General features: G+C 63.0%; 27 protein-coding genes and 1 pseudogene. 11 read left to right on the top strand and 17 right to left on the bottom strand.

The window, feature by feature from the left end:
- Positions 1–51: 51 nt before the first annotated feature.
- Positions 52–1,230, top strand: coding sequence for an MFS transporter (locus BQ8482_RS15270; RefSeq protein ID WP_123148376.1), 1,179 nt, complete (start codon positions 52–54; stop codon positions 1,228–1,230).
- A 162-nt stretch (positions 1,231–1,392) separates the two neighbouring features.
- On the opposite strand, the gene BQ8482_RS15260 is transcribed toward BQ8482_RS15270, so the two are convergent.
- The gene (locus tag BQ8482_RS15260) at positions 1,393–1,992 is read right to left on the bottom strand and encodes a LysE family translocator (protein ID WP_123148541.1); all 600 of its coding nucleotides are present in this window, start codon (positions 1,990–1,992) and stop codon (positions 1,393–1,395) included.
- Between the two features lie 96 nt (positions 1,993–2,088).
- On the opposite strand from BQ8482_RS15260, the gene BQ8482_RS15255 reads away from it, so the two are divergent.
- Complete coding sequence (locus BQ8482_RS15255) at positions 2,089–2,958, top strand: LysR family transcriptional regulator (protein ID WP_123148375.1); 870 nt, start codon at positions 2,089–2,091, stop codon at positions 2,956–2,958.
- A 70-nt stretch (positions 2,959–3,028) separates the two neighbouring features.
- Here BQ8482_RS15255 and BQ8482_RS15250 read toward each other — a convergent pair whose 3' ends face one another.
- Both BQ8482_RS15250 and BQ8482_RS15245 read right to left on the bottom strand, forming a co-directional pair.
- The gene (locus BQ8482_RS15250) at positions 3,029–3,682 is read right to left on the bottom strand and encodes a dihydrofolate reductase family protein (RefSeq protein WP_123148540.1); all 654 of its coding nucleotides are present in this window, start codon (positions 3,680–3,682) and stop codon (positions 3,029–3,031) included.
- Between the two features lie 147 nt (positions 3,683–3,829).
- Entirely contained in the window at positions 3,830–4,672 is an 843-nt protein-coding gene (locus tag BQ8482_RS15245; protein ID WP_123148539.1) for a protein-L-isoaspartate O-methyltransferase family protein, read from the bottom strand.
- A gap of 31 nt (positions 4,673–4,703) precedes the next feature.
- Here BQ8482_RS15245 and BQ8482_RS39265 point away from each other — a divergent pair.
- The 4 genes and pseudogenes from BQ8482_RS39265 to BQ8482_RS15225 all read left to right on the top strand — a co-directional run.
- Positions 4,704–4,787, top strand: a pseudogene (locus BQ8482_RS39265) (manganese-binding transcriptional regulator MntR); the annotation flags it as partial.
- A 96-nt stretch (positions 4,788–4,883) separates the two neighbouring features.
- Positions 4,884–5,072, top strand: coding sequence for a hypothetical protein (locus BQ8482_RS15235; RefSeq protein WP_123148374.1), 189 nt, complete (start codon positions 4,884–4,886; stop codon positions 5,070–5,072).
- A 200-nt stretch (positions 5,073–5,272) separates the two neighbouring features.
- Entirely contained in the window at positions 5,273–6,199 is a 927-nt protein-coding gene (gene ypfJ / locus BQ8482_RS15230; protein WP_123148373.1) for a KPN_02809 family neutral zinc metallopeptidase, read from the top strand.
- Positions 6,200–6,353: 154 nt separating this feature from the next.
- Positions 6,354–7,604: a TCR/Tet family MFS transporter gene (locus tag BQ8482_RS15225; RefSeq protein WP_123148372.1), complete on the top strand. Its 1,251-nt coding sequence runs from the start codon at positions 6,354–6,356 to the stop codon at positions 7,602–7,604.
- A 114-nt stretch (positions 7,605–7,718) separates the two neighbouring features.
- On the opposite strand, the gene BQ8482_RS15220 is transcribed toward BQ8482_RS15225, so the two are convergent.
- The 3 genes from BQ8482_RS15220 to carA form a co-directional block, all read right to left on the bottom strand.
- Positions 7,719–8,102 carry a helix-turn-helix domain-containing protein gene (locus BQ8482_RS15220; RefSeq protein ID WP_123148371.1) on the bottom strand — a complete coding sequence of 128 codons (384 nt, stop codon included), beginning with the start codon at positions 8,100–8,102 and terminating at the stop codon, positions 7,719–7,721.
- 14 nt (positions 8,103–8,116) lie between these two features.
- Positions 8,117–8,368: a type II toxin-antitoxin system RelE family toxin gene (locus BQ8482_RS15215; RefSeq protein WP_123148370.1), complete on the bottom strand. Its 252-nt coding sequence runs from the start codon at positions 8,366–8,368 to the stop codon at positions 8,117–8,119.
- Positions 8,369–8,439: 71 nt separating this feature from the next.
- Positions 8,440–9,654 carry a glutamine-hydrolyzing carbamoyl-phosphate synthase small subunit gene (gene carA, locus BQ8482_RS15210; RefSeq protein WP_123148369.1) on the bottom strand — a complete coding sequence of 405 codons (1,215 nt, stop codon included), beginning with the start codon at positions 9,652–9,654 and terminating at the stop codon, positions 8,440–8,442.
- A gap of 333 nt (positions 9,655–9,987) precedes the next feature.
- On the opposite strand from carA, the gene BQ8482_RS15205 reads away from it, so the two are divergent.
- Positions 9,988–10,437: a GatB/YqeY domain-containing protein gene (locus tag BQ8482_RS15205; protein ID WP_123148538.1), complete on the top strand. Its 450-nt coding sequence runs from the start codon at positions 9,988–9,990 to the stop codon at positions 10,435–10,437.
- A 78-nt stretch (positions 10,438–10,515) separates the two neighbouring features.
- Here the strand turns inward: BQ8482_RS15205 and BQ8482_RS15200 are convergent, their stop codons facing one another.
- Positions 10,516–10,971 carry a DUF1801 domain-containing protein gene (locus BQ8482_RS15200; RefSeq protein ID WP_123148368.1) on the bottom strand — a complete coding sequence of 152 codons (456 nt, stop codon included), beginning with the start codon at positions 10,969–10,971 and terminating at the stop codon, positions 10,516–10,518.
- On the opposite strand from BQ8482_RS15200, the gene BQ8482_RS15195 reads away from it, so the two are divergent.
- The gene (locus BQ8482_RS15195) at positions 10,949–12,034 is read left to right on the top strand and encodes an arginase family protein (protein ID WP_123148367.1); all 1,086 of its coding nucleotides are present in this window, start codon (positions 10,949–10,951) and stop codon (positions 12,032–12,034) included. The two genes, BQ8482_RS15200 and BQ8482_RS15195, sit on opposite strands and share 23 nt — an antisense overlap.
- A 13-nt stretch (positions 12,035–12,047) precedes the next feature.
- On the opposite strand, the gene BQ8482_RS15190 is transcribed toward BQ8482_RS15195, so the two are convergent.
- From BQ8482_RS15190 to BQ8482_RS15175, 4 genes are all read right to left on the bottom strand, one after another.
- Positions 12,048–12,551: a DUF1801 domain-containing protein gene (locus BQ8482_RS15190; protein WP_123148537.1), complete on the bottom strand. Its 504-nt coding sequence runs from the start codon at positions 12,549–12,551 to the stop codon at positions 12,048–12,050.
- A gap of 195 nt (positions 12,552–12,746) precedes the next feature.
- The gene (locus BQ8482_RS15185; protein WP_123148366.1) at positions 12,747–13,928 is read right to left on the bottom strand and encodes an MFS transporter; all 1,182 of its coding nucleotides are present in this window, start codon (positions 13,926–13,928) and stop codon (positions 12,747–12,749) included.
- A gap of 133 nt (positions 13,929–14,061) precedes the next feature.
- Positions 14,062–14,271, bottom strand: a complete 210-nt coding sequence (locus BQ8482_RS15180) for a DUF2061 domain-containing protein (RefSeq protein WP_123148365.1) — start codon at positions 14,269–14,271, stop codon at positions 14,062–14,064.
- Between the two features lie 235 nt (positions 14,272–14,506).
- Positions 14,507–16,171 carry a Na/Pi cotransporter family protein gene (locus tag BQ8482_RS15175; protein WP_123148364.1) on the bottom strand — a complete coding sequence of 555 codons (1,665 nt, stop codon included), beginning with the start codon at positions 16,169–16,171 and terminating at the stop codon, positions 14,507–14,509.
- 389 nt (positions 16,172–16,560) lie between these two features.
- Between BQ8482_RS15175 and BQ8482_RS15170 the strand changes: the two genes are divergently transcribed.
- The 3 genes from BQ8482_RS15170 (at position 16,561) to rpoD (ending at position 21,437) form a co-directional block, all read left to right on the top strand.
- Positions 16,561–16,926, top strand: coding sequence for an RcnB family protein (locus BQ8482_RS15170; protein ID WP_123148363.1), 366 nt, complete (start codon positions 16,561–16,563; stop codon positions 16,924–16,926).
- 156 nt (positions 16,927–17,082) lie between these two features.
- Positions 17,083–19,044 (top strand): DNA primase, encoded by a 1,962-nt coding sequence (gene dnaG, locus BQ8482_RS15165; protein ID WP_123148362.1) that lies wholly within the window; start codon positions 17,083–17,085, stop codon positions 19,042–19,044.
- A gap of 371 nt (positions 19,045–19,415) precedes the next feature.
- Positions 19,416–21,437, top strand: a complete 2,022-nt coding sequence (rpoD, locus tag BQ8482_RS15160) for an RNA polymerase sigma factor RpoD (protein WP_029350162.1) — start codon at positions 19,416–19,418, stop codon at positions 21,435–21,437.
- A 294-nt stretch (positions 21,438–21,731) separates the two neighbouring features.
- Here rpoD and BQ8482_RS15155 read toward each other — a convergent pair whose 3' ends face one another.
- The 6 genes from BQ8482_RS15155 to BQ8482_RS15135 form a co-directional block, all read right to left on the bottom strand.
- Positions 21,732–22,424: an SCO family protein gene (locus BQ8482_RS15155; RefSeq protein WP_123148361.1), complete on the bottom strand. Its 693-nt coding sequence runs from the start codon at positions 22,422–22,424 to the stop codon at positions 21,732–21,734.
- Positions 22,421–22,933 (bottom strand): c-type cytochrome, encoded by a 513-nt coding sequence (locus BQ8482_RS15150; protein ID WP_123148360.1) that lies wholly within the window; start codon positions 22,931–22,933, stop codon positions 22,421–22,423. The genes BQ8482_RS15155 and BQ8482_RS15150 overlap by 4 nt, the downstream gene beginning before the upstream one ends.
- The gene (locus tag BQ8482_RS40080; RefSeq protein WP_280178830.1) at positions 22,930–23,055 is read right to left on the bottom strand and encodes a hypothetical protein; all 126 of its coding nucleotides are present in this window, start codon (positions 23,053–23,055) and stop codon (positions 22,930–22,932) included. Before BQ8482_RS40080 ends, BQ8482_RS15150 begins: the two co-directional genes overlap by 4 nt.
- A gap of 9 nt (positions 23,056–23,064) precedes the next feature.
- Complete coding sequence (locus BQ8482_RS15145; RefSeq protein WP_123148359.1) at positions 23,065–23,505, bottom strand: DUF411 domain-containing protein; 441 nt, start codon at positions 23,503–23,505, stop codon at positions 23,065–23,067.
- A gap of 28 nt (positions 23,506–23,533) precedes the next feature.
- Positions 23,534–25,030 carry a multicopper oxidase family protein gene (locus BQ8482_RS15140; protein ID WP_208867699.1) on the bottom strand — a complete coding sequence of 499 codons (1,497 nt, stop codon included), beginning with the start codon at positions 25,028–25,030 and terminating at the stop codon, positions 23,534–23,536.
- Between the two features lie 138 nt (positions 25,031–25,168).
- Complete coding sequence (locus BQ8482_RS15135) at positions 25,169–25,525, bottom strand: hypothetical protein (protein WP_123148357.1); 357 nt, start codon at positions 25,523–25,525, stop codon at positions 25,169–25,171.
- Positions 25,526–25,625 lie beyond the last annotated feature (100 nt).

Below are 25,625 nucleotides of genomic sequence, written 5' to 3'. Positions count from 1 at the left end.
GCCCCATTATGTACAATTGTTCAATAACTTTTGAACTAAGGATTTGTTGCCATGGACAAGCGCCTCATCTGGCTTGCGCTCGGGTCTTTCACGATCGCGACCGAAGGCTTCGTCATTTCAAGCCTGTTGCCCGACATCGCGGCCGATGCCGCCATCTCCGTTCCACTCGCCGGCGCGCTGATCACCGCCTTTGCGCTCGCCTATGCGCTCGGCACGCCGATCCTGGCGACGCTCACCGGCGAATGGGACCGGCGGCGCGTCATCTTATGGACGCTGGTGTTTTTCGTGCTGGGCAATCTGGCGGCGGCTCTGAGTTCCTCTTTCGAATTGCTGCTGATCGCGCGCATCGTCATGGCGCTGTCGTCCGGCCTGTTTGCGGCGACGGCGCAGGGGACGGCCGTGGCGCTTGTCGATGATCATCACCGCGCCCGCGCCATTGCCGTCGTTGTCGGCGGCACTACGGTGGCGGTGGCGGTCGGCGCACCGCTTGGCGCGCTTGTCGCGACCGTTGCCGGCTGGCGCGGCACGTTCTTTGCCATCGCCGGGCTCGGCGCACTGGCCGGCGCAATCCTGTGGTACCGGCTGCCGCGCGGCATTGTTGGCACCAAGCTGCCGCTCAGGCAGCGGCTGGCCGCAATCCTTCGCCCCGGCGTGCCATCGATCCTGCTGACCACGCTGCTGGCGCTCACCGGCGCCTTCACGGTCTTTGCCTTTGTCGCGCCGCTAGCCATCGAAGGCGGCGGCTTGAGCCCGATCGCGCTGCCCGGCATGCTGCTTGCCTTCGGCGTCGGCGCCGTTATCGGCAACATCGCCGGCGGGCAGGCTGCCGATCGCTTCGGCGCGACGCGCACCGTCAGCTGGTCGCTGGCGCTGAGTGCGGTCATGCTGGTCATGCTTTCGGTCATCCCGGCATTCCTGCCGCACAGCATCGCCGGGCCGGCGCTGATGGCCATGATGGTGCCGTGGGGCGTCGTCGGCTGGGCCTTCCCTCCGGCGCAGGCCAGCCGCATCATCAGGCTGGCGCCCGACGCCGCGCCCATCGTGCTGTCGCTCAACGGGTCGGCGCTCTATCTCGGCGTGGCGCTGGGCGCCGTCGTCGGTGGCGCGGTGCTGCGCTATGGCGCGCCAGCCGATCTCGGCCTGGTCGCAGCAGTGTTCCCGATTCTGGGTCTTGGCGTCATGCTGGCCCGCCACCGGGCGGCGCGGGCGATTGCCATGCCGGCGGAGTAAGTGTGGCTACCGCCGGCCGTCCGAGACCTCAGGGGCGCCGCCGGCGGTATACCAAAATCCAGCGCGGCGATGTCATCCAGCGCCGCGCGCAGGCTTGCCGCCTGCTCCTTGTCGACTATGTCCTCGAAACGCTGCTGGGCTACGCCGCCTGAACATCAGCATCTATGCTGGCTGCCACATCGGAATGATCGAGGCGGCCAGCAGCAGCCCAAGCACGGCGTTGAGCACGCGCCACTGCCGCTCGGTTCTGAGCAACCGCGCGAGCAGCGTGCCCGCCACGCACCACGCCGACAGTGACAGCGCGGCTGCCAGGCCGAAGACCGTGCCGAGCAGAAAGGCGAGCTGCAGCGGTCCGTTGGCGAGGGCGGCAAAGGATGCCGCCGCTCCCAGACCCATGGCCCAACCCTTGGGGTTCATCCATTGCAGGCCTGCGCCACCGAAAAAGCTGTTCGGCTTGGACATGGACACGTCCAGATTGGGTGGACCGCTGCGGCCGATCTTCCATGCGAGCCAGATCAGATAGAGTGATCCGGCTATCTTCATCGCCAGCTGCAGGGACGGAGCGGCTGCCAACAGGCCGGCGAGCCCGGCCGCACCTGCCGCAGCCACCGTGGCTAGGCCGGCCGCACTGCCGGCCATCAGCGGAACCGAGCGGCGAAAGCCGAACTGTGCCCCGGACGCTGTCGACAAGGTCGTGGCCATGCCGGGCGTGGAGGTCGAGACCAGCGCAAACAGGACGAGCGGAAGGATGGCCTCAAGCATGCTGTTTCCTCTGTTGGGAACCAGCATGCTAAGCATGAGCGTGCATCAGTAAATGCAATGTTTGTCATGGTTGGCATTAGAGAATATAATGCAACTATGATCCGCAATCTCGACACGGCCCTGATCCGGACCTTCGCCACCGTCGCCGACACGGCCAGCATGACGGCGGCGGCGAACGCGCTGCACCTGACGCAGGGCGCCGTCAGCCAGCAGATCAAGCGGCTGGAGGAGGTTCTCGGCTGCAGCCTATTCGAGCGCGACCGGCGCGGCCTGAGACTGACCCGTTCCGGGGAGCGACTGTTCGGTAAGGGCAAGCGCCTGCTCTCCCTGAATGACGAGATCTGGGCCGAGATGGCGATCAGCGCGGTCGCGGGTGAGGTGCGGCTCGGCGTGCCGTATGATCTGGTTGGCACCATGCTTGCGCCGGTGCTGAAGACCTATGCTGAGACCTATCCGCAGGTCGAGATTTCGCTGGTCTGCGCCTCGTCGCCGGAGCTTGCGGCGGCATTGGCAGCTGGCACGATAGACCTTGCCGTGATCGAGGAACCGGTCGGTCCGTCCGCCGGCGAATGTCTCGCCATCGACCGGCTGGTCTGGGTCGGCGCCAAAGGCGGCATAGCCCGCCGCAAGCGGCCCTTGCCGGTTTCGATGGTGGCCGACACCTGTGCCTTCCGCCCTGCGGTGCTGGCGGCGCTCAACGAGCACGGGCTGGAATGGCGGACCGTGTTCGAGAACGGCAACCTCGACGCGACGACGGCGACTGTGCGTTCGGATCTGGCCGTCACGACCTGGCTGGCCTCCACGGTGCCCAGCGATCTTGATATTCTGTCCGCCGATCCGGAGCTGCCGGCCTTGCCGAATTTCTCGATCAATTTGCATCTGCCGAAGCATGGGGTCGGGCCGGCGGCGCGGGAATTTGCCGCGTGTATCCGCGACGGACTGGCCCGGCGGCAACAGGCGGCGTGATCGGCAAAATAGCAAGGGGACAGCCGGTGCTCGGCCATCCCGTTAACGCGGTGCGCGCTTGTGCGGTCGTCTATTTCCAGGTTCGGCGTCTCTCGATCTCGGCTTCGGACGGCTGTTCCTGGGCGAAGGATCCAGTCTTGATCTCACCGGCGCGTTGGTAGGTCGCCATAATGACGCCGGTGGTCGATGCCTGTGAGCGGTTCAGCTTGAAAGCCGCCGGCATTGCGCCGCTGCCTAACAGCCGCTTGCCCTTGCCCAGCACCAGCGGGAAGGTCAACAGGCTGATCTCATCGATAAGGTCGTTGGCGAGCAAGGTCTGGATCAGCTCGCTCGAACCCTGGACGAGCAGGTCGGGGCCGTCCTCCTGCTTGAGCTGGCGCAGTGCCGCCACGACGTCGTCGCCCAGCGACTGGCTGTTTTGCCATGACAGCGTATCGGGCCGGTGGGTGGCCACATATTTGGTGGCGGCGTTGAAGCTGTCGGCGATCGGACCGCTCTTCTGGTACGGCCAATGCGCGGCGAAGATGTCGTAGGTCTTGCGGCCGAGGAGCAGCGCGAAGGGTTTTGCGAAGATCTCACCGATAAAGGCGCCCCCGACGTCGTCCCAGTAATGGAACGTCCAGCCACCGAATTCGAAGCCGCCGACCGGGTCTTCTTCCGGCCCGCCAGGCGCCTGCATGACGCCGTCGAGGCTGACGAATGTCGCAGTGATGATCTTCCTCATTGGATTCTCCCTTTTCATTATCCGGGCCGTCGGTGCCGGATTTCGGCCAAAGGACGTGCGAGCGGACGCCGGTCCGACAGGGCCGGAAAAAAGTTCCTGCGCTGCAGCCGGCGACGGGCAAGCCTCGGATGCCTCGCCTCGGCGATGTCATTGCGACCGCCTGCCGCCAACATCCTGCGACGAGAACCAGACGTCGCCGATGACAGCAGTAGCGGTGCGGTTCGGCGCCTTGTCGGCCGTCAGCCAGATCGAACGGCTGCGTGCCGCCTTGTCGCGATTGGGGAATTTCATTGCGGGTGTCGCTGCCGAGGCACCGATGCAAGGGATGAACCATGACCGCATGAACGGGTCGCAGGCAAAGCCCTGTTGGGTGCGGGTCACCATCACCGCAAGGCCAACGCGCTCGGCTGGACGCCACGGAAAGACCATGCGGGCGCCGGGCTTCAGCGCCTTCAGCCACTCGGCCGGTGGTGCTGCGACGCCGGCATTGACATAGATGACGTCGGACGGTGGCAGGCTACCGATGACCGCATCGCCATGGATGACGGTCACATTGCCATAGGCTTCGAGATTCTTTCTCGCGCGGTCGGCGAGACTGGATTCCAGTTCGAAGGCGGCGACTGCGCCGTCCGGCGAAACCAGCTGTGCCAGCAGAGCCGTGTAGTAGCCAGTGCCGGCGCCGACATGGGTGACCGTCTCCCCCGGTTTTGGCGCCACTTTGCCGATCCACATGGCATGCAGAAACGGCTCGCCATTGTTGATGCCCTTGTCGGCGTCGAGTGACACCAGCACGTTCTGATAGATGTGAACAGGATCGGCGCTCGGCGTTTCTACCTTGCCGTTGCCGGCGACGACCGTCCACGGCCCGGGCCCAAGAAAAGCTTCGCGCGACACCGCGGCGAAAGCTGCTTCGAGACGTGGATCGGCCCAACCTGCATTGGCAGCCATCAGTCGCGCATAAAAGCGGCGCACATCGGCAAGATCGGTCATGGCATCAAGATAGCGCAGACTGCCGATTTGTCGCGTCCGTGCCGAGGGCATCGAGCACCATGTCAGCGCCGAGACGCTAGAAGCGTTTCGCAAGGCAATGACGGCGACACGCTAAGTCTACCGCCATTGCCGACAGTCCTGCCGGAACCGCCGCGTTGCCGCTGCGTTTGAGATCGTGCCACGCGATTGGCGCGAGACCGAGGAGGATACCATGGGCGTTGAACAGGCACCGACAGCGAAGGGCAAGCAAGCGGCCAAGGGATTGAAGCAGGCTGCGGCGAAGGACGAACGCAAGACCGAAGCGGATACTGGACGCCCGCTCAAGAAGGGTGAGGCCCGCTTCGAGGAGCGCTCGAAGAGCTCGGACGGCAAGAGCGCGGGTACCAAGCAGAAGATCTGAGCGTAACGCCAAGTACGGACCAAAAAAGGCGCCGGCAGGCTTCTCAGCCGCGGGTGTCGTGCATCGATCCACCCCAGAGCCTGCGGCCCTTCATACGAAAAATACTGTGACTTGGCGCAACCATTGAGATAATTGTTTGTTGGGTCGGATCGGGCCATGAGATCGGCAGGTTACCGATACGCGTGTCGCGGAGAGTTGCCATGCTCTGGAAGGGTCGTCGTCAAAGTGACAATGTCGAGGACCAACGCGGCCAGGGCGGCGGGTTCAACCTGCCGCGCGGCGGCCCCGGCCGTCTCCGCATCCCGATCGGCGGCCGTTCCGGCGGCGGAATGTCGCTGTCGACCATCATCATTCTCGTGGTTCTCTATTTCGGGCTGAAGGCCATCGGCATCGACCCGCTGCAGATCCTGGCCGGCGGCGGTGGCGGCGTGGGGCCGGGCGGCGGTCAGATCACCGACAATAGCGGGCAGGGCACTGGTGCGCCGGCCTCCGACGAGATGAAGCAGTTCGTCTCCACGGTGCTGGCCGAGACCGAGGACACCTGGAGCGGCATTTTTCAGGCCGAGGGCCTGACGTACGAGGATCCGAGGCTGGTGCTGTTCAGCGGCCAGATCCGCTCGGCCTGCGGCTTTGCCTCTTCCGCGGCCGGACCGTTCTACTGTCCCGGCGATCGCAAGGTCTATCTCGACACCACCTTTTTCCAGCAACTCGACCAGCAATTCGGCGCCTCTGGCGATTTTGCCCAGGCCTATGTGATCGCGCATGAGGTCGGCCACCATGTGCAGAACCTCACCGGCATCCTGCCCAAGTTCAACCAGATGCGGCAGCAGATGGGCGAGGCCGAGGCCAACCACATGTCGGTGCAGGTCGAGCTTCAGGCCGATTGCTTCGCCGGCGTCTGGGCGCATTTCACCGGGCAGAAGGGAATCCTCGAGCAGGGCGACATGGACGAGGCGCTGAACGCCGCCCAGCAGATCGGCGACGACACGATGCAGAAGAAGATGCAGGGCTATGTCGTGCCGGAAAGTTTCAATCATGGCACCTCGCAGCAGCGGCAGACCTGGCTGGCGCGTGGTTACAAAAGCGGCAAGCTGTCAGACTGCGATACGTTCAACACTCCGATCTGAGGTATTCGGGCTTTTTCCTGTCGAAATTGAAGCGCGGGCGGTGATGTCAGGATAAAAATTGCTGACGTGTTCCCTTATTGTTCTGTGCGGCTGACTCGTCTATATCGAGCCCTTCCGCCTTCGCTCCGAGGCGGCTCCAGGAGTCGATACCGTCATGATCGAAGCCAAAACCGCCAGGCGGGGCCTTTCGCTTGTTTTCACCACGCTGCTGCTCGACATCACCGGCATCGGCATCATCATGCCGGTGCTGCCGGCCTATCTGCAGGAACTGACCGGCGTCGGCGTCAGCGAAGCGGCGATCGAGGGCGGCTGGCTGTTCTTCGTCTACGCGGCCATGCAGTTCCTGTTCGCGCCGCTGGTCGGCAATCTCAGCGACCGCTTTGGCCGGCGCCCGATCCTGCTGGCCTCGGTGCTGACCTTCGCCATCGACAACCTGATCTGCGCGGTGGCCTGGTCGTATTCGGTCCTGTTCATCGGCCGGGTGCTGGCCGGCATCAGCGGCGCCAGCTATTCGACTGCCTCCGCCTTCATCGCCGATGTCAGCACCGACGAGAACAGGGCGAAGAATTTCGGCCTGCTTGGCATCGCCTTCGGTGTCGGTTTCATCATCGGCCCGGTGCTGGGCGGGTTGCTTGGCGAGTTCGGGCCGCGGGTGCCGTTCTGGGGCGCGGCGGTGCTTGCTCTCATCAACTTCATCGTTGGCTGGTTCTTCCTGCCGGAAACCCTGGAGCAGCACCACCGTCGGCGATTCGAGTGGCGCCGCGCCAATCCTCTCGGCGCCCTGAAGCAGATGCGCAACTATCATGGCATCGGCTGGATCGGGCTGGTGTTCTTCCTGATGACGCTCGGCCACATGATGTACCCTGCCGTGTGGTCGTTCGTCGGCAGCTACCGCTACGGCTGGAGCGAACAGCAGATCGGCTTCTCGCTCGGCGTCTTCGGCCTCGGCGGCGCACTGGTGATGGGCTTTGTCCTGCCGCGCGTCATTCTACGGCTCGGCGAATGGCGGACCGCCGCCATCGGCCTTGCTTTTACCGCGCTCGCCGCCTTCGGCTATGCCGCGGCATGGAAGGGCTGGATGATCTATGCGGTGATCGTGGCGACCTGCCTCGAGGCGCTGGCCGACCCGCCGCTGCGGAGCCTGGCGGCGGCCAAGGTGCCGCCCTCCGCGCAAGGCGAATTGCAGGGTGCGATGACGAGCGTGTTTTCGATCACCAGCATCATCACGCCGTTGCTTTATACGGGAATCTTCGCCTGGTTCACCGGGCCAAGCGCGCCGGTGGCGTTCGGCGGGGCGCCCTTCGTGCTCGGCGGCATTTTTCTTGCTTTGTCGCTGATCGCGTTCGTGCTCAGGGTCGAAAGGCCGAGCGCGGTGAGGGACGTCACGACGGCGACGGTGGCCTAAAGCGCGACGCGTTTGAAGGGATTCATGCGACGCGCTTTAGGTTCTTGTTTTGATGCATGTCGTTGTCGCAAAACCGCTGCGCACTTTTGCGCGACATGCATTGGGCCATGCGCACTAGGATTCAATCCATTCGCCCGGAATATCCAGTGCCTTCGCCAGCATCGCGCTGGTCTGCGCCGATGGCTTACGGCGATTGGACTCAAGATCCGACAGAAAACCCTGGCTGATACCGACCGTGGTCGCCAATTCGGCCTGCGTCAGGCGCCGCCAGTTTCGCAGCGCCTTGAGCCGGCTAGAGCCCCGCAGAATTTCCATGGTCACATCCGCAGGCAGGGGTTTTTCCGTTTTGAGACTAGCCTTTCGCTCGTCGTAAATCGCCACATCCGCAGCGTCTTCAAGAGCCTCTTCGGCCGCGTGCAACAGAGCCTCGTAGTCCGCCTTTGGGATAACGACCAGCTCTTCTCCGGTTGGCGTCTTTATGATTTGCGGGGCGTTCATGGTGTCCTGTCCTGCTATGACCGACGGTAGGTTGTCGTTTCGCGTTTGCCGATATAGATCGCGAGGATCGTCGTGCGGTCTTCATCGAATATGACCCGGTAGCGACCGATCCGCAGTCTGTAGCCGTCCCTGCCAGCAAGGCGCTTGATATCTCCCCGCCCGCTGACGGCATAGGAGATCAGGCCTTCGGCGATCTGCTCGCGGACATCGGCCGGCAGGTTGTCGAGATCGCGAGCCGCCGACACCGAGAGGATGATCGTCTTCACGGTGATGATATCGCAGGTTTATCGCAGAAAGTTAAGCGATATTATTGCCGAGGCTTCTCGCGTACAGATAGTCAGCGCTCCGCCAGTGCCGGCTCGCCGCGCTTTTCGCGGATGAGATTGACGAAGCGGCGGAACAGATAGTGCGAATCCTGCGGGCCGGGCGAGGCTTCGGGATGATGCTGGACCGAGAACACCGGCCTTCCTGTCAGCGTGATGCCGCAGTTCGAGCCGTCGAACAGCGAGACGTGGGTTTCTTCGACTCCCGTGGGCAACGAGTCGGCATCGACGGCAAAGCCATGATTCATCGAGACGATCTCGACCTTGCCGGTGGTGTGATCCTTGACCGGATGGTTGGCGCCGTGATGGCCCTGATGCATTTTGGCGGTCTTGCCGCCCAGCGCCAGCGCCAGCATCTGGTGGCCGAGGCAGATGCCGAAGACCGGGATGTCGGTCTTCAGCAGGTCCTGGATGACCGGAACGGCATAGTCGCCGGTGGCTTCCGGGTCGCCGGGACCGTTGGAAAGAAAGATGCCGTCGGGCCGCATGGCGAGGATCTCCTCGGCGCCGGTGTTGGCCGGCACCACGGTGACCTTGGCGCCGAGACCGGCAAGCAGGCGCAATATGTTGCGCTTGACGCCGTAGTCGATGGCGACGACATGCATGGACGGATCGACCTGTTCGCCAAAACCCTCGTCCCAGACCCAGGGCGTCTCGCGCCAGACCGAGGACTGGCCGGAAGTGACGTCCTTGGCCAGGTCAAGCCCGATCAGGCCGGACCAGGCGGCGGCGCGGCGCTTCAGATCATCGATGTCGAAGATGCCGTCGGGCGCATGCGCGATGACGGCGTTGGGCATGCCCTTTTCACGGATCAGCACGGTCAGCGCACGGGTGTCGATGCCAGAAAGCGCGACGATGCCGCGTTTCTTCAGCCATTGGTCGAGACCAGCTGCGGCGCGATAGCTGGACGGATTGGTGACGTCGGCCTTGAACACGGCGCCGACGGCGCCGGCGCGGGCAACCGGATTGAGATCCTCGATGTCCTCGTCATTGGTGCCGATATTGCCGATATGCGGGAAGGTGAAGGTGACGATCTGGCCTGCATAGGACGGGTCGGTGAGGATTTCCTGATAGCCTGTCAGCGCGGTGTTGAAGCAAACCTCGGCGACGGCGGAGCCGGTGGCGCCAAGGCCGCGGCCCTCGATGACGGTGCCGTCGGCCAGCACCAGCAAGGCGGTCGGCTTCTCGGTGGCCCAAGGGGGGGTCGACGCGGCGGTCATCGTTGCCATGGCGGCACTCCTAAAAGGCTGCGCCCTTCAATCGGTCCGGCGAACCATTCTGCGCAGCAAACCGCGCGCAGCGGCGATTTCGCAGCCAGCGCGCGCAAGTTTTTCGAATGTGCGTCGTTGCCCCAAACCGCTACGCACTTTTGGGCGACGTGCACTAGAATTCAGTTCATGCAAGGCCCAGTACATAGGGGAAGGCGCCAGAGCGGTCAATGACGCTACGTCCGCAGGCGCGATTTATTTCGTCGAACAATATCAGCGGTTTGCCGGGCGGCGTCGAATTGCCTTGGGCTTTCGGCACGGCTATTGTCCGTCGCATTCGAAGGAGGAAGCATCATGCGCGGCAAAATCGCCGAATCCCTGAAGAGCGCGATGAAGGCGCAGGACAAGCGCCGGCTGCCCACATTGCGGCTGATCCAGGCGGCCATTCACGATCGCGACATCGCCAATCGCGGCGCCGGCAAAGAGCCGGCCAGCGATGACGAGATCCTGCAGATCCTGGCCAAGATGGTGAAGCAGCGCGAGGAGTCGGCCAAGGCTTTCGACGACGGCAAGCGGCCGGAGCTTGCCGCGCAGGAGCGGGACGAGATGGCCATCATCCGCGATTTCCTGCCGACGCAACTGGGCCAGGCAGAGACCGAATCGGCGATTCGCGCCGCCATCGCCGAGACCGGCGCCAGCAGCGTCAAGGACATGGGCAAGGTGATGGCCGTGCTCAAGGAGAAATACGCGGGCCAGATGGATTTCTCCAGGGCGAGCGGCATCGTCAAGGAACTGCTGCAGTAGGATTTTCCCGCTGCAGCGAGGTCGTAAGGCATTTGGGGGCGATCGCGAGGAGCCAGCGCTGCCGGTTGTGGACGATCCTCAAGCGCTCTTTGGTTTCTGAGAGCGCGGTTTAGCTCGCACCGACATGTTCAGTGCCACGGCGGCGCGAATGAGCGCCTTCAGCGCCTCTTCATCGATCTTGTCGCCCTCATGGATGTCGATGGCGCGCCTGGTGTTGCCTTCGAGGCTGGAGTTGAAGAGGCCGGAAGGGTCCTCCAGCGAGGCGCCCTTGGCGAAGGTCAGCTTCACGACATTCTTGTACGTCTCACCGGTGCAGATTATTCCGGCGTGCTCCCACACCGGAACCCCTCTCCACTTCCACTCCTCGACCACTTCGGGATCGGCCTGCTTGATGAGGGTTCTGACCCGAGCGAGCATCTCGCCCCGCCAATCGCTCAGTTCGTTGATTCTCGCATCTATCAACTGAGAGGGAGTGTCTCCTCCTGCTCCTTCCATCGAGCCGCTCTTCTTCATGGCTGTTGTCGCTTTTGTCACGATTGGTCCCAGTGGCTTTGTGAACGTTCGGCGTCCGGCGTCTCACGACGGCATCAATGCGGCAAGCCGTTTGCCGTTCCGGCGCGGGCGACAAACTCTCGACGTTGAGGAGGAACCTTCCTCCCTCCAGACCCGTTTTGCAACGAGGATCATACGAAAATGGAGCTTCGATTTGGCGGCGCGTCTGTTGAACATTGTCGGCGCCGCCACCAGCGCCGGCGCCTATTCGCCGGGGCAGGAACGAGCCCCCGCGGCGTTTCGGCGACATGGGCTCGCAGGGGCGCTCGCGAGCCGAGGCAGAACCATCAGGGATCACGGCGATGTTGCATCGTTCCGATGGCGACCGGATCCCTCGCGGCCGCAGGCCATGAACCTGGAGGCCGTGCGCGGGGCCTGTGACTTGGTCGCAAGCCACGTGGCGACGGCGATTTCGGCGCAGGAAGACGTGCTTGTCTTAGGCGGCGATTGTACTGTGGAGCTGGGAACGGTCGCTGGAGCGAACGCGGCCGGCGCGCGGATCGGACTCGTCTACATAGACTTTGACGCCGATCTCAACACACCTGACACGAGCGACGGCGCCTTGGACTGGACTGGTGTCGCTCATCTGCTCAACATCCCGGGATGCGAGCCTTCGCTCGCCGGGCTCGGTCCAACCCGTCCGATGCTCGTGCCTCAGCAACTCCTCTATTTCGGCGTCGAGAATATCACTCCGCCCGAAGCCGCCGCCATCAGGGATAATGCGATCAAGGTCATATCGCGTGAGGAAGCTTTGAGTGATATCGAGGCGGCGGCGGCGGGCGCGGCCGAATGGGCGGCGCGCTTTGACTGCGTGCTTATTCACTTCGATGTCGATGTACTCTCCTTTATCGATTTCCCGATTGCTGAGAATGTGCGCCGTTGCGACGGTCTCAAACTGGAGCAAGCCGCCTTCGTGCTAAAGCAGTTGACCGCCCTGCAGCAATGGCGCGGCCTGACCGTCACAGAAGTTAATCCGGCCCATGCGCCAGACGAGCCCACCGCGTTTGCACGCTTGAATGAGGTTCTTGCAGACGCCCTTGGCTAATTCGCGATGCATCTCACAGTCGTTCGCCTGGCAATTGGCTGGCTTGCTTCACCCAAGCGGCGAACTGAGCTTCGTCGAGCTGGTCCTCATAAATATCTAGATAGCGCACTTCCTTGTGCTTGGACTCGCCGGGAGGAAGAGGACGCAGCGACGTGCCTCGGAAGAAGGTCACTTTGACGTAGCGGGTGAAGACGTGGAACGACAGGAACCAGCCCTGGCCTTTGATGCCGTAAAATGGCGAGTTCCATTTGACCGCCTTGTGCACGCCGGGCATGGTGCGTGCGATGATCGCGTCGAGGCGGCGGCCGATGTCGCTTTTCCAGCCCGGCATGGCCGCGATGTAGGCCTGCACGGGGGCGTCGCCTTCAGCCTTCGCGATCTGGGGGTTGCCGCCTGCGAGGAGTGTCGGCTTCGCGGCCTTGCCGGACTGCGGCTTCGGCGTCGCCTTGCGCGGTTTGGTCGCCGCGACCCGCTCGGCGGCGGCCTTCGCCGATTTCTCGGACGTGTGGTCGGCCATTGTGTTCACTCCAAGTGGTAATCGATGATACTCGATTTTAGAAAGCCGCCCCTGAAGATCAACTTCCGAATCCTGTTGATCTCCGCCAAACCCACAAGCGCACAGGCAGAGGCTTTCTCTCCAAAAGGCAGACGTCGCGCAGGCGACCCGGCGCCGAAAGCCTGCGCTACCGGATCGATCTGTAGAGTCTGCCGTCTATTCTGCTGCGGCCGGCAGCGGCGGCGTCGTGTTGCGGCGCCACTCCCAGACATGCGAGGCAAGCGCGACCGCCACGGCGACCAGCATGGCTATGGCGCCAACCACCGGCAGGCTGCGATAGCCATAACCGGTATTGAGCATGGCGGCACCGAGCGAGGCGGCCAGCGCGATGCCGACATTGAAGCCGGCCGGGATGAGCGATGAGGCGAGGTTGGAGGCATCCGCCGTCCAGGTCAGGATCCGGGTCTGGATCGGCGTGCCGATGGCAAAGCTGAGACCGCCCCAGATAGTGATCGCCACCACCATTGGCACCGGGTACGGGCTGACGGCGTAAATGACGGCAAGTGTCACCGCCTGCATGAAAAGCATTGTGATGAGCGACGGCATCAGTTTCCAGTCGGCGAGCCGCCCGCCAAGGAAGACGCCGATCGTCGCGCCGACGCCGTTGAGCAGCAGCACCCACGGCACCAGAGCCTCATCGAGGCCGGTGACTTCAAGCAGCGTCGGCGTGATGTAGGTGAAGAGGTCGAACTGGCCGATCATCAGCATCAGCATGAGGATCAGCGACGTCCAGACCTGCTGGCGTGCGAGCACGCGAACCTCGCTGCCGAAACTGACGGACTGGCGCGACGATCCCGTCTTGCGCGGCAGTAGCACGGTCATGGCAGCGATGGGCGCCACGCCAAGCGCGCACATCACCCAGAACGTCGCGCGCCACCCCCAGACATTGCCGATCGCCGTGCCGGCCGGCACGCCGATGACATTGGAGACCGTGAGGCCCGACAGGATGAGCGCCACGGCCATTCCACGCTGGTCCTGGCGGACCAGGCCGACCGCGACCACCATCGCGACGCCGAAATAGGCGCCGTGCGCCACGGCCACTGCAATCCGCAGCAGCAACATGGAGGCGAAGTCGGGTGCAAGGGCGCAGGCGGCCTGGCCGATGGTGAAGGCTGCGGCAAGGCCAACCAGCAAGGCCTTGCGGGAAATCGTCTTGGTGGCGAGCGTCAACAGCGGTCCGCCGATCGCGATCCCACCGGCGTAGCCGGAGACGAGGTAGCCGGCAGTTGGGATGGAGACGCCGAGGCCATCGGCAACTTGCGGCAGCACGCCGGCGATGACGAATTCGGTGGTGCCGAATGCGAACGCAGCGATGAACAGGGCGATAAGGGGAAGCATGGCGCTGGGAGGCGATCCTTGAATGAGATGGCCTCAAATCACGAACGAGAGCCGCGGGCAATCCAGAAATTGTCGACGCCGCTTTAGGTTTTCTTGATCGGTTCAGGCAGGCTCCGGCCGCATCCGGCAAGCGCTAGATGGTCGTCTCCCTCCCATAGGGAATTTTCAGCCACGCCCGCTCGTGAAAATAATAGAGCAGCGACTTGGTGATGACTTCGGTCAGGCCGATGGCCGCAGCGAGCTTGATGCTGCCTGTCACGACGAGCGAAATGATCATCGTGTCGATGGTGCCGGTGACGCGCCAGGAAAGCGCCTTGGCGAAACTGCGCGAGTGGGTGTCCATTTACTTTTCTCCCGGCGGATTGACCGATCCTTAGAGCGCTTTGCGTTTGGTGGAACCAAAACCGCGCCCCACGTCTTTGTTGAGGCATTCTCTGTCGGACGCCAAATGAAGGCGTCTGGCTGCAAAATGCTCTAGCCGACCGACGGGAGGTTGAGCAAAGGCTAATTTTCGCGGCTGGCTCGAAGCAATTGCCGCGCTGATGGTCGGGCAATTGGCTTCCGCCTGCAGGCCCAGTCTATCCCGCTTTCAGCCGCGAGCCGGTGAGCAGGCCGCGTTCCTCGAGCACGGGATAGGCCATCGAGGCGAGCAGAGAGTTGATCTGCTTCAGGTCGCGGATGGTGTCGAGATGGATGGAACTGGTCTCGACGCTCTTCGCGGTGCCGTCGCGCAGTCGCACGAAATGGCTGGCGCTGGTCTCCTTCTCGCGGTCACGCAGCCGATCCTTTTCGAGCACCAACTGGCGGGCGGTCTCCGGATCGCGCGAGACCAGCACGTTGAAGGCAAGCCGTGCGTTGGCGAGCACCGAGGCGTGGAAGGCGCAAAGCTCGCGCCAGCCCTCGGGCGTGAACTCCAGCCCGCGCTCGAGCTTCTTCCTGACATGCACCAGCATGTTGCGCACGATGATGTCGCCGACCTGTTCGAGCTTGACGCAGGCGCCGATCAACTCCTGGCAGCGCAGCGCCTCGTCTTCGCTCAGCGGGTTCCTGGTAACCTTGGCCAGGTAGAGCTTTATCGACGCGTGCTTGTTGTCGACGCGGTCGTCGAGCGCGGCCAGCGCCTTGATCTTGTCGGCGTCGGCGCTCTCATAGAGCTCGATGATGCGCTTCAGCATGATCTCGACCGTCTCGCAGACCCGCACCACCTCGCGGGTGGCGTTGGCCAGCGCCTGGCTCGGCATGTCCAGGGCGCTGTCGTTGAGCGCGGAAAGCTCGACGACGTCGAGCGCTTCGGCCGGGGCCGGTTTGGTGCCGAGCGCCACGATCTTTTCCGAAACGCGGTAGACGAGGCCGGCCAGCGGCAGGCCGGCAACCAGGATCAGGATGTTGAACAGGATATGCGCGTTGACGATCTGGTCGGGCACGGTGGCGCCGAGAAAGGCGACCGGCGGCTTCAACCACAGGAACAGTATCAGCATGGCCAGAGAGCCCATGCCGCGCATCAGGAGATTGCCGATCGGTACGACACGCACACCCGGGTCTGCGTTGCGGGTGAGCAGCGGCGCGATGATCGACGAGCCCAGATTGACGCCGAGCACCAGCACGATGCCGAGTTCGGGCGGGATGAAGCCGCGACCGGCCAGCGTCACCATCAGCAGCACCGCGGCGATCGAGGAATGAAACAGCCAGGTGACCAGCGCCGCCAGCAGATAGGCGGTGACCGGGTCGCTGGAGAAGTAATCGACGATGACCGGCATCAGCGTGCTCTGGCGCAGCGGCTCCGATGCCTGGCCGATCATCTCCAGCGACAATACCAGCAGGCCGATGCCGACCAGGATGCGGCCGAACTGGCGCCAATCTCGCCGCTCGGTGGCCATGAACATGACAGTGCCGGCGACAAGACAGATCGGCACCAGCAGCGACAGGTCGAAGGTGAGCAGCTTGACCACCAGCGCCGAGCCGATCTCGGCGCCACGCACGGCAAGCTGGCCCGATATGCCGCTGACAATGCCGGCGCCGGCGAAGGAGCCGACCAGCAAGGTAACGGCGGTGGAACTTTGCAGCGCGATCGCCAGGCCACAGCCGGCCAGAACCGCCATGAAAGGATTGCGCATGGTGGCGCGCAGCTTGTGGCGCAGCACATCGCCGTAGGCGCGCTCGACGCCGGTCTTCACCAACCGGGTGGCAAACAGCATCAGCGCCACCGCGCCGGCAAGATGCAGCAAAACGACCGAACCGCTCATATCAGGCTCGCAGCCCGACGGGCGCCAGCGATACGGGCACCGTGACGGCAAAGGGGCAAAAGAGGGAACGAATCAAGGGCATTATAAAGATTGATGCTACTCCGATTAATTTTAGCCGGATAATAAATTTTGCCCAATTCGGCGGGCTGTTGGTGCGCGACAGGGCGTGTCGGAAATGGATGGATCGCAAAATGGTTGCATTGCCGGCCGGCTTCCGGATGACCGCGCGGTCAAGTGCAGGCGACACCTTCAGATCCGGTTTGAGTGGAGTCTTGGATTAGCTATTCTAAATATATGAAATCATTACAAAAAAGTAATTCTCATATTCAGTTTCGGTTCATTCTTCGGGCTCTATTGCTTGGGCATCGACAACCAAGGAGTACCCCGTGATGAAACACATCATTCTTTCCGCAGTCGCCGTCTCGATGCTGGCTGCCACGTCCCTGCAGGGCCAGGCCGCGCCGCTGAACGCACCGAACGCGCCGCAGTCGACCCACAGCCAGGTCGACTGGAAGAAGCCGGACAGGCACGTGAAGAAGCGCGTCGTGGTGAAGAAGAAAGTCATCGTGAAGGGGAACCATTGGCGCAACGGCCAGAAATATTCGAGCTGGAAGCGTCACCAGCCGATCCGCGACTATCGCCACTATGGCCTGCGTCGTCCGGGCCGTGGCCAGGAATGGATCCGCGTCGGCAACGACTATCTCTTGGTCAGCGTCGTCTCCGGCATCATCTTCGGCGCGATCGCCGCGCACTGACCGTCAAAAACGTCGACCGGCACTATGCCGGAATAGGAAAGAAGGCGGCCCGCAACGGCCGTCTTCTTTTGCCCTGTGAAAACCGGGTATGGTCCGCATTAAGAGTCGTCGGGTTTCGCCGGCGTGATTATATGGAGGACAAACGAGCCGTTCCCGATGCGCTTTCCACCTGCCTTCCTCGACGAGATACGCGACCGCGTGCCGATTTCATCGGTGATCGGCCAGCGCGTGGCGTGGGACAGGAAGAAGACCAACGCGCCGCGCGGCGATTATTGGGCGTGCTGTCCCTTCCATGGCGAGAAGAGCCCGTCCTTCCATTGCGAGGACAAGAAGGGCCGCTACCATTGCTTCGGCTGCTCGGTTTCGGGCGACCACTTCAAATTCCTCACCGAACTCGACGGGATGAGCTTTCCCGAAGCAGTCGAGAAGATCGCCGACATGGCCGGCGTGCCGATGCCGGTGCGCGATGCCCAGGAGGAACGGCGCGAAAAGGAACGCGCCAGCCTGACCGAAATCATGGAAATGGCGACCGCCTTCTTCCAGGAGCGGCTGCAAGGGCCGGAAGGCGCAAAAGCCCGCGCCTATCTGCGCGACCGAGGGCTGACGCCGGCGACGCAGCAGTCGTTCCGGCTCGGCTATGCGCCCGACAGCCGCAACGCGCTGAAGGAGCATCTTGCAGCCAAGGGCGTGCCCAAGGCCGATATCGAGGCCTGCGGGCTGGTGCGCCATGGCGACGACGTTCCGGTTTCCTACGATTGGTTCCGCGACCGCATCATGTTCCCGATCCCGGATTCCAGAGGCAAGACAATCGCCTTTGGTGGGCGTGCGCTGGCACCCGATGCGCTTGCCAAATACATGAATTCGCCCGACACCGAGCTCTTCCACAAGGGCAACGTGCTCTATAATTTCGCCCGGGCGCGCAAGGACTTGGCCAAGGGCGGCACGGTCATCGCCGTCGAGGGCTATATGGACGTGATTGCGCTGGCGCAGGCCGGTTTCGAGAATGTCGTGGCGCCGCTCGGCACCGCGCTGACGGAAAATCAGCTCGAACTCCTGTGGCGGATGGCCGGCGAGCCGGTGCTGTGCTTCGATGGCGACCAGGCCGGACTGAAGGCGGCGTGGCGCGCCGCCGACATGGCGCTGCCGGCGGTCCAGGCAGGCCGCTCGGTGCGCTTTGCGCTTCTGCCCGAAGGCAAGGACCCCGACGATCTGGTCAAGGCCGATGGGCCGGACGCGTTTCGCGCCGTGCTTTCCGAGGCGCGGCCGCTCGCCGACCTTTTGTGGGTGCGCGAAACGGCCGGCGGCATCTTCGACACGCCGGAGCGGCGGGCGGAACTGGAAAAGACGCTGCGCGAACTGACCAGCCGCATCCGCGACGAGAGCTTGCGCTATCACTACCAACAGGAAATGCGCGAGCGGGTGCTAAGCTTTTTCGGCACCCAGCGTGGCGCGCGCCAAGGCTATCCAGGGGGGCGGCAAGATGGCCGGCCCGGCGGGCGCTTTCAGGGCAAGGGCTCAGCTCCTGGCGGACAGTTCGCACGCGGCGGCAATGCCGGTGGACGCACCGCGATTACCGAAAGCCTTGGCCGCTCGGCGCTGGTCAAGCGCGGCGGCGAGGGGATGTCGGTGCGCGAGGCGACGATCATCGCAGCCCTTGTCAATCATCCGGCGCTGATCGACGAGAATTTCGCACATGTCGAGTTCCTCGACCTCGCCAACACCGATCTGAAGCGATTGCATGCGGCCATTCTCGATGCGATGGCGCATGACATGGCCAACGACCGCAACGCGGTGATCGCGACCATCGAACGGGCGGGCTGCGGCGAGATCTGGGCGCGCGTGGTGGCGCTGATCAAACGGGCGCGGCAATGGCCGGCGCTGGAAACAGCCGGACTTGACGATGCCCGCGACGCCTTCAGCCAGGCGCTCCACTTGCAGCGCAGCGCGCGCACCTTACATAAGGAGCTGAAACAGGCGGAAGCGGCGCTCGCCAGCGATCCCACGGACGAAAACTACCGGCATCTCGTCGAGATCCAGGCGCAATTTCGTGATGTGCAGGCAACGGAAGCGCTGATCGAAGGGTTCGGCGTGTCTTCGGGCAGGGCCGGGCGGGTGTAGGTCGAAGGTTACGAAAGAGTGAAAGTGCAGAACCGTGCTTGCGCGTCGAATCAGCCGCGGCGCTTTAAGTCGGGTAATTGATTCGCTTTTTTCATGCGAATCATGCGAGAGGCGCTTGACCTTCGGGCAGAATGACGGAATCAGGACGATTCGAAACGTTAACCCGTGCCGGCGTCGACGGGAAATGCAGCGATGTGAGGTACCGGTCACTGGACAGGCAGTCAGCCTGCCACAGATACCAGGGTTAATCTGGACTTAACGAGAGATGCAGTTACGGGCCCGGGCAAGCGCGTTCTAGAGCGAGCGCATCTGATTTAACCGGTACGGCAGCTTACGCGGCTTGATCCTTGGCCGCTTGGAGAAAATAAAGAATGGCGACAAAAGAAAAGGAAGAGGTCGAGACCGAACGTGAAGGCGCCACCGATGGCCCTCTGCTCGACCTTTCCGACGATGCTGTCAAGAAGATGATCAAAGCCGCCAAGAAGCGCGGCTATGTCACCATGGACGAACTGAATTCGGTGCTGCCCTCGGAGGAAGTGACCTCCGAGCAGATCGAGGACACGATGGCCATGCTCTCCGACATGGGCATCAACGTGGTCGAGGACGACGAGCAGGGCGAGGAGCCCGAAGCCGCCGACGCGGCTGCCGACGCCGAGGAAGACGCCAACGAACTGGCCGAGCAGACCGGTACCGCCGTTGCCGCGACGACCACCAAGAAAGAGCCGACCGATCGCACCGACGATCCGGTTCGCATGTATCTGCGCGAAATGGGCTCGGTCGAGCTTCTGTCGCGCGAGGGCGAAATCGCGATTGCCAAGCGCATCGAGGCTGGCCGCGAGACGATGATCGCGGGCCTGTGCGAAAGCCCGCTGACCTTCCAGGCCATCATCATCTGGCGTGACGAGCTCAACGAATCGAAGATCCTCTTGCGCGAGATCATCGACCTCGAAGCGACCTATGCCGGACCGGAGGCCAAGCAGGCGCCGGTGGTCGAGCGGATCGAGGAAGCCAAGACCGAGGACAAGCCGCGCCGTTCGCGCGAGGACGAGGACGACATCACCAATGTCGGCGGCGACACGCGCGGTCTGACTGATGACGACGAGGAAGACGAGGACGAAGCCAGCCTGTCGCTGGCGGCGATGGAAGCGGAGCTGCGCCCGCAGGTGATGGAGACGCTCGACGTCATCGCCGACACCTACAAGAAGTTGCGCAAGCTGCAGGACCAGCAGGTCGAGAACCGGCTGGCTGCCGCCGGCACGCTGTCCCCCAGCCAGGACCGCCGGCTGAAGGAGCTGAAGGATCAGCTGATCAAGGCGGTGAAGTCGCTGTCCTTGAACACGGCGCGCATCGAGGCATTGGTCGAGCAGCTCTACGACATCAACAAGCGCCTGGTGCAGAACGAAGGCAAGCTGTTGCGGCTGGCCGAAAGCTATGGCGTGCGCCGCGAGGAATTCCTGAAGGAGTATCAGGGCTCGGAACTCGATCCCAACTGGACGCGCTCGATCGGCAATCTGACCTCGCGCGGCTGGAAGGAATTCACCAAGAACGAGAAGGACGCGATCCGCGACCTGCGCGCCGAGATCCAGAACCTCGCCACCGAAACGGCGATCTCGATCCTGGAATTCCGCAAGATCGTCAACCAGGTGCAGAAGGGCGAGCGCGAAGCCGCGATCGCCAAGAAGGAAATGGTGGAGGCCAATCTGCGCCTCGTCATTTCCATCGCCAAGAAATACACCAATCGCGGCCTGCAGTTCCTCGATCTGATCCAGGAAGGCAATATCGGCCTGATGAAGGCGGTCGACAAATTCGAATACCGCCGCGGCTATAAGTTCTCGACCTATGCGACGTGGTGGATCCGGCAAGCGATCACCCGCTCGATCGCCGACCAGGCGCGTACCATCCGCATTCCGGTGCACATGATCGAGACGATCAACAAGATCGTGCGTACCTCGCGCCAGATGCTGCACGAGATCGGCCGCGAGCCGACGCCGGAGGAACTGGCGGAGAAGCTCGCCATGCCGCTGGAAAAAGTGCGCAAGGTGCTGAAGATCGCCAAGGAGCCGATCTCGCTCGAAACGCCGGTCGGCGACGAGGAGGATTCGCATCTCGGCGATTTCATCGAGGACAAGATGGCGATCCTGCCGATCGACGCGGCGATCCAGGCCAATCTGCGCGAGACGACGACGCGGGTGCTTGCTTCGCTCACCCCGCGTGAAGAGCGCGTGCTCAGAATGCGCTTCGGCATCGGCATGAACACCGACCACACGCTGGAGGAAGTCGGCCAGCAGTTCTCGGTCACCCGCGAGCGTATCCGCCAGATCGAAGCCAAGGCGTTGCGCAAGCTCAAGCACCCGAGCCGCTCGCGCAAGCTGCGGAGCTTCCTCGACAGCTGATGCCGGGTACCGGATAAGCAATTTAAAGGGCGCTGCGCAGGCTGTGTGAGAATAGAAACGATCCCGCTGATTGGCGGGGTCGTTTCGATGATGCAGCCCTATGCGGGTTGGGCTGATCTGAGGTTGATGCTGCGGATGATGTTGTAGGCTAGGACCGGGAGGACCATTTCGGTTCTGATTCCCTAGAGGCTTCTGATGAGGAACCGCGATCATTCATGCCTTGCAGCGCTTCCTCATGGATATGTTGTCGTGAACCGCGGCATCGCCGAAAGTGCCTTTTCAGTGGGTCAATGTTCATCGGAACATTACCTTGAGCCTGTCCCACCAGCCGGGCTCGGGTTTTGCCGGTTTCCGGACGTTGTTGGTGATGCCGTTGATATAAAGAACCATATTCAGCGGGTCGAACCTGAGGCCGTGGAACTTGGCAGCGAAGCGTCCGCCGCGATCGATGACGTGGGTGACGGCCCCATGCATCTGCTGGCCGTCTTCCAGCGGCTCGAAGCGTACATTGTAAGCCTCTGACAGTTTCCGGGTCGTGTCATCCGGCTGGCCCGGCCGTGTCGTCAAAAACATCCAGTTGCCCGCATCCAATCCATGCGCTGGACCATAGGCCTCGAGGACTTCGGACGTGTCCCTTACCGGGTCGGTCGTCACTGCCAGGAACTGCACCCTGTCTTTCATCGGCGTAGCGTTGACCTTGCGCTGAATGTCCGCGATCACCTCGGAATGGATTGGACACAGATCGGTACAACTCGCGAAGATGAAGTAGAGCACGACGATCTTGTCCGAGAAATCGGAAAGGCGGACGGCCTTTCCGTTCGCGTCGGCCAGTTCGAACGGCGGCGCAGCCGGTTCGTCGATGATCTGAAAGAACTTCTCCTCACTGCCCATCATCTCGTCGAGATCGGCGCCCGGATGATGCGCCCGCGCGGGCGGCGCGGCGGCCAGCAACAGAAAAAGCGTTGCGATCAGGATTCTTGCTTTCATAGCCCATGCTTTCCAGTCGAGGAGGGATTTGGCGGGGCGCGGTCCAATCGCGCCTGCTCCTGCTCCCGGCGGCTCATCTCCGCCTGATATTGCCGTTCCCGTTCAGGCCAAGTGCTCTTGATGAAGGTGAGCACGGCGCGGATTTCGTCGTCAGTCATCACAACCGCAAATGCCGGCATGTCGCTCTCGTAGCCGCCGCCGACGACTGCGGCCGCTCCTTCTTTGGTGACACGGAAGAGCACGCCGTCCGGATGATGCCAGGAGTGGCCGGAGGCATCGTGCGGCGGTGCCGGCATGCGTCCCGAAGGCAGCGGGCTTTTCCAGTCGCGTTGTCCTTCGAGGTTGGCGCCATGGCAGGTGGCGCAACGCTCGGCATAGATCGTCTTTCCGAGCGCGACAGTGGCAGCCGAGGCGCCACCGGCCATCCGGTCCGCGAGCCAGGGCCAGGAAAATCCAAGGACGGCCGCAGCCATGCCGAGCATCGAGAAGAGGACCGACGTCCTTTTCATTTGCCGCCGCCGAAGAACAGGTACTTGACCAGTGCGGCCACCCCAAGGACGAGCACAAGCACGGCGAGCAGCCACACGAAGCTCATGCCCCACATCATCATTCCGCTCGTGCCTTCCATCATCGCAGCCTCCTATTCCTTGGCGTAGACGCCGCCGGTCCCACCAGACTTCTGGATTTCGAGAATCTCGAACGGACCCTCTTTCGTGCCGCTCATGCCGGGGGAGCCCATTGGCATGCCAGGCAGCGTCACGCCCTTGATGTCGGGCCGCTCGGTCAAGAGCTTGTTGACCGTGCCGACCGGCACATGGCCGCTCACCACATAGCCGTCGATGAAGGAAAGATGGCAGCCCTCGGCTTCCGCCGGAATGCCCGCTTCCCGGCTCATGGCAGAAAGGTCGTGCGTCGGCTTGACGGTGACCGCGAAGCCGTTCTCCCTGAGATAATCGGCATAGCCTTCGCAGCAGCCGCATTGCGGGTTCTTGTAAAGCGTGACGTCCTTTTCGCCGGCAAGCGCCGGAGCGGCACTGGAGAGCAAGGACGCAAGGGCGAGAGCTTTCAGAATATTGGACATGTTTTTCTCCTTTCGGTTTTTCGGACGATTAGGCGACGCGGAAGACCGCCATCATGCCACCAGCCTGGTGTTCAAGAATGTGGCAGTGGAACATCCAGTCGCCGGGGTTGTCGGCGACGAAGGCGATCTCGACCTTTTCGCGGGGCGAAACCAGCACTGTGTCCTGCCATTCGCGATGACGGGTGGGCTGGCCATTGCGGGAAATCACCCGGAACGAATGGCCGTGGAGATGGATCGGATGATGCCAGGCTGTCGCATTGGTCATGGCGATGACATGGCTCTTGTTCCGCGCGAGCGTCAGCGCCGGTTTCATGTCGTGGCGAGCCTGGTCGGCGGCGATGCCATTGATGAACCAAGCAGTGCTGGAATTCATCATCTGCATCATCCCTCCGCCCATCATCGAATTCATGTCGCGCGTCATGCCGCCCGGCGCACCCGGGCCCATGATTTCACCCATGCCCTGGGCGACCATCTGGCCCATCATGCCGCCGGTGAAAACGACCTCGTTGCGGGACGCGGTTTCCAGGTCCGGCTCCAGTAGCGGGTTGGCCGGCAAGGCCAGCGGCCAGTCGGGCGCGCCCTCGCGGAGCGGAGTGTCGGAATAAGCGATATCGACGAGCTTGTATTCCAGCCCTTCGTAGAACCGGTCGAAGATCGAAACCCGTCTACCGGGCTTGCCCGTCATGTCGAGGATCAGGTCGGCGCGCATGGCCGGGCCAAGCACCACCAGCCCGCCATCCGGCGGGTATGGCGCGACCGGCTGGCCGTCGAGCGCGATGACGATGGGCTGAAGATCCGTGAAGTCGGGGCTGAAGATGCGCGCATTGGCGGCGTTGATCAACCGCAGGCGGATGCGCTCACCCGCCCTGACGGCGAAGGTATCCGGCACGCGACCGTTGATGGTAACCGTGTTGCCGACGCGGCCGTTGTGGTGGATGTCGTGCCGGTTGCCGAAATCCTCGCTGATTGCGCCCGATTTGGTCAATCGCCAGTCGTCGAGCATCCAGGTCACGTCGCGGTCGACGTGCGCCGGTTCGCGTTCCTCGATAATCAGCGGTCCGTAAAGCCCGCGCTCGACCTGCTCGAAACTCCGCTGGTGCGGGTGATACCAGAAGGTGCCGGCGTCGACCGCATCGAATTCGTAGACGAAGCGCTCTCCCGCTCCGATCGGCTTCTGGGTGAGGTGCGGGACGCCGTCCATGGCGTGCGGCACGCGCACGCCATGCCAGTGCACGGTCGTTTCCTCGGCGAGGCCGTTCTCGACCACGACCCGCAGCCGCTCGCTCTGCCGGACCCGTATCTCGGGACCGGGAACAGTCCCGCCGTAGCACCAGGCGGCAATCTCGCCGGATGGTTCGGGCATAAGCCGCGTACGACCCGGCGCCACCCGCAATTGCACCTCGTGCGGAGCCGCGGCATGGACGGGCGACCGCCACAACACGGGAAGCACCGCACCCGCCGTACTCGCGGCTGCCGATGCAAGAAAGGCTCGACGCGTCTGCGCCGGCATGGGAAATCTGGACATGGTTCAACCATCCTGAAAAGTCGGTCGTTCGCGCACATGGCGGCGCGGAAAAGACACCTCATGCGAAACTGCGATCACGGGCGGTACGACGCGCCTATGGTCGTTGCACCGGCAACGGGCAAGCCCTGCCGGCGTCAGCTACAGGATGATGGTTCGGGGAGGAGAGGGATCGGGTGGGTCGGTGTGGCCGACCAATTCCACCAGCGGTGAAGTCGCAATTTCGGCTGCCACAAAGGAAAGCACGAGACTGATCCGCGCAGGAATTGCTGCGAAAGGCACAAGGCAGGCCGCACTGCATAGCTGAGGCTTGCCGCTGTCGTCGGGAGGGCAGGCATTACAATCGCCCATGTCTCCGTCAGCCCCCATGTCTCCGTCAGCCATCGCGGCGGAAGACATCGCCAGTGCCATGCTCGTTGCGTTAGTTGCATGCGCAACCGTGCCTGCTGCGAATACTACGAGCAGCACAATTGCCAAGATGCTGGCAAGTCTGCGCATGACGCGGCATGCTAGTCTGTTTCTGCGCCATGTCCAGTTACAGGTTGTCGCAACTCGACCTCGCGAATTGCTCCCTAGTCCTTCCGTTCGGGGGCAGGAA

The sequence above is a fragment of the Mesorhizobium delmotii genome (assembly GCF_900149755.1).
GTDB classification, from domain to species: Bacteria; Pseudomonadota; Alphaproteobacteria; order Rhizobiales; family Rhizobiaceae; genus Mesorhizobium; species Mesorhizobium delmotii.
This window is presented reverse-complemented; position numbering and strand designations above follow the sequence as displayed.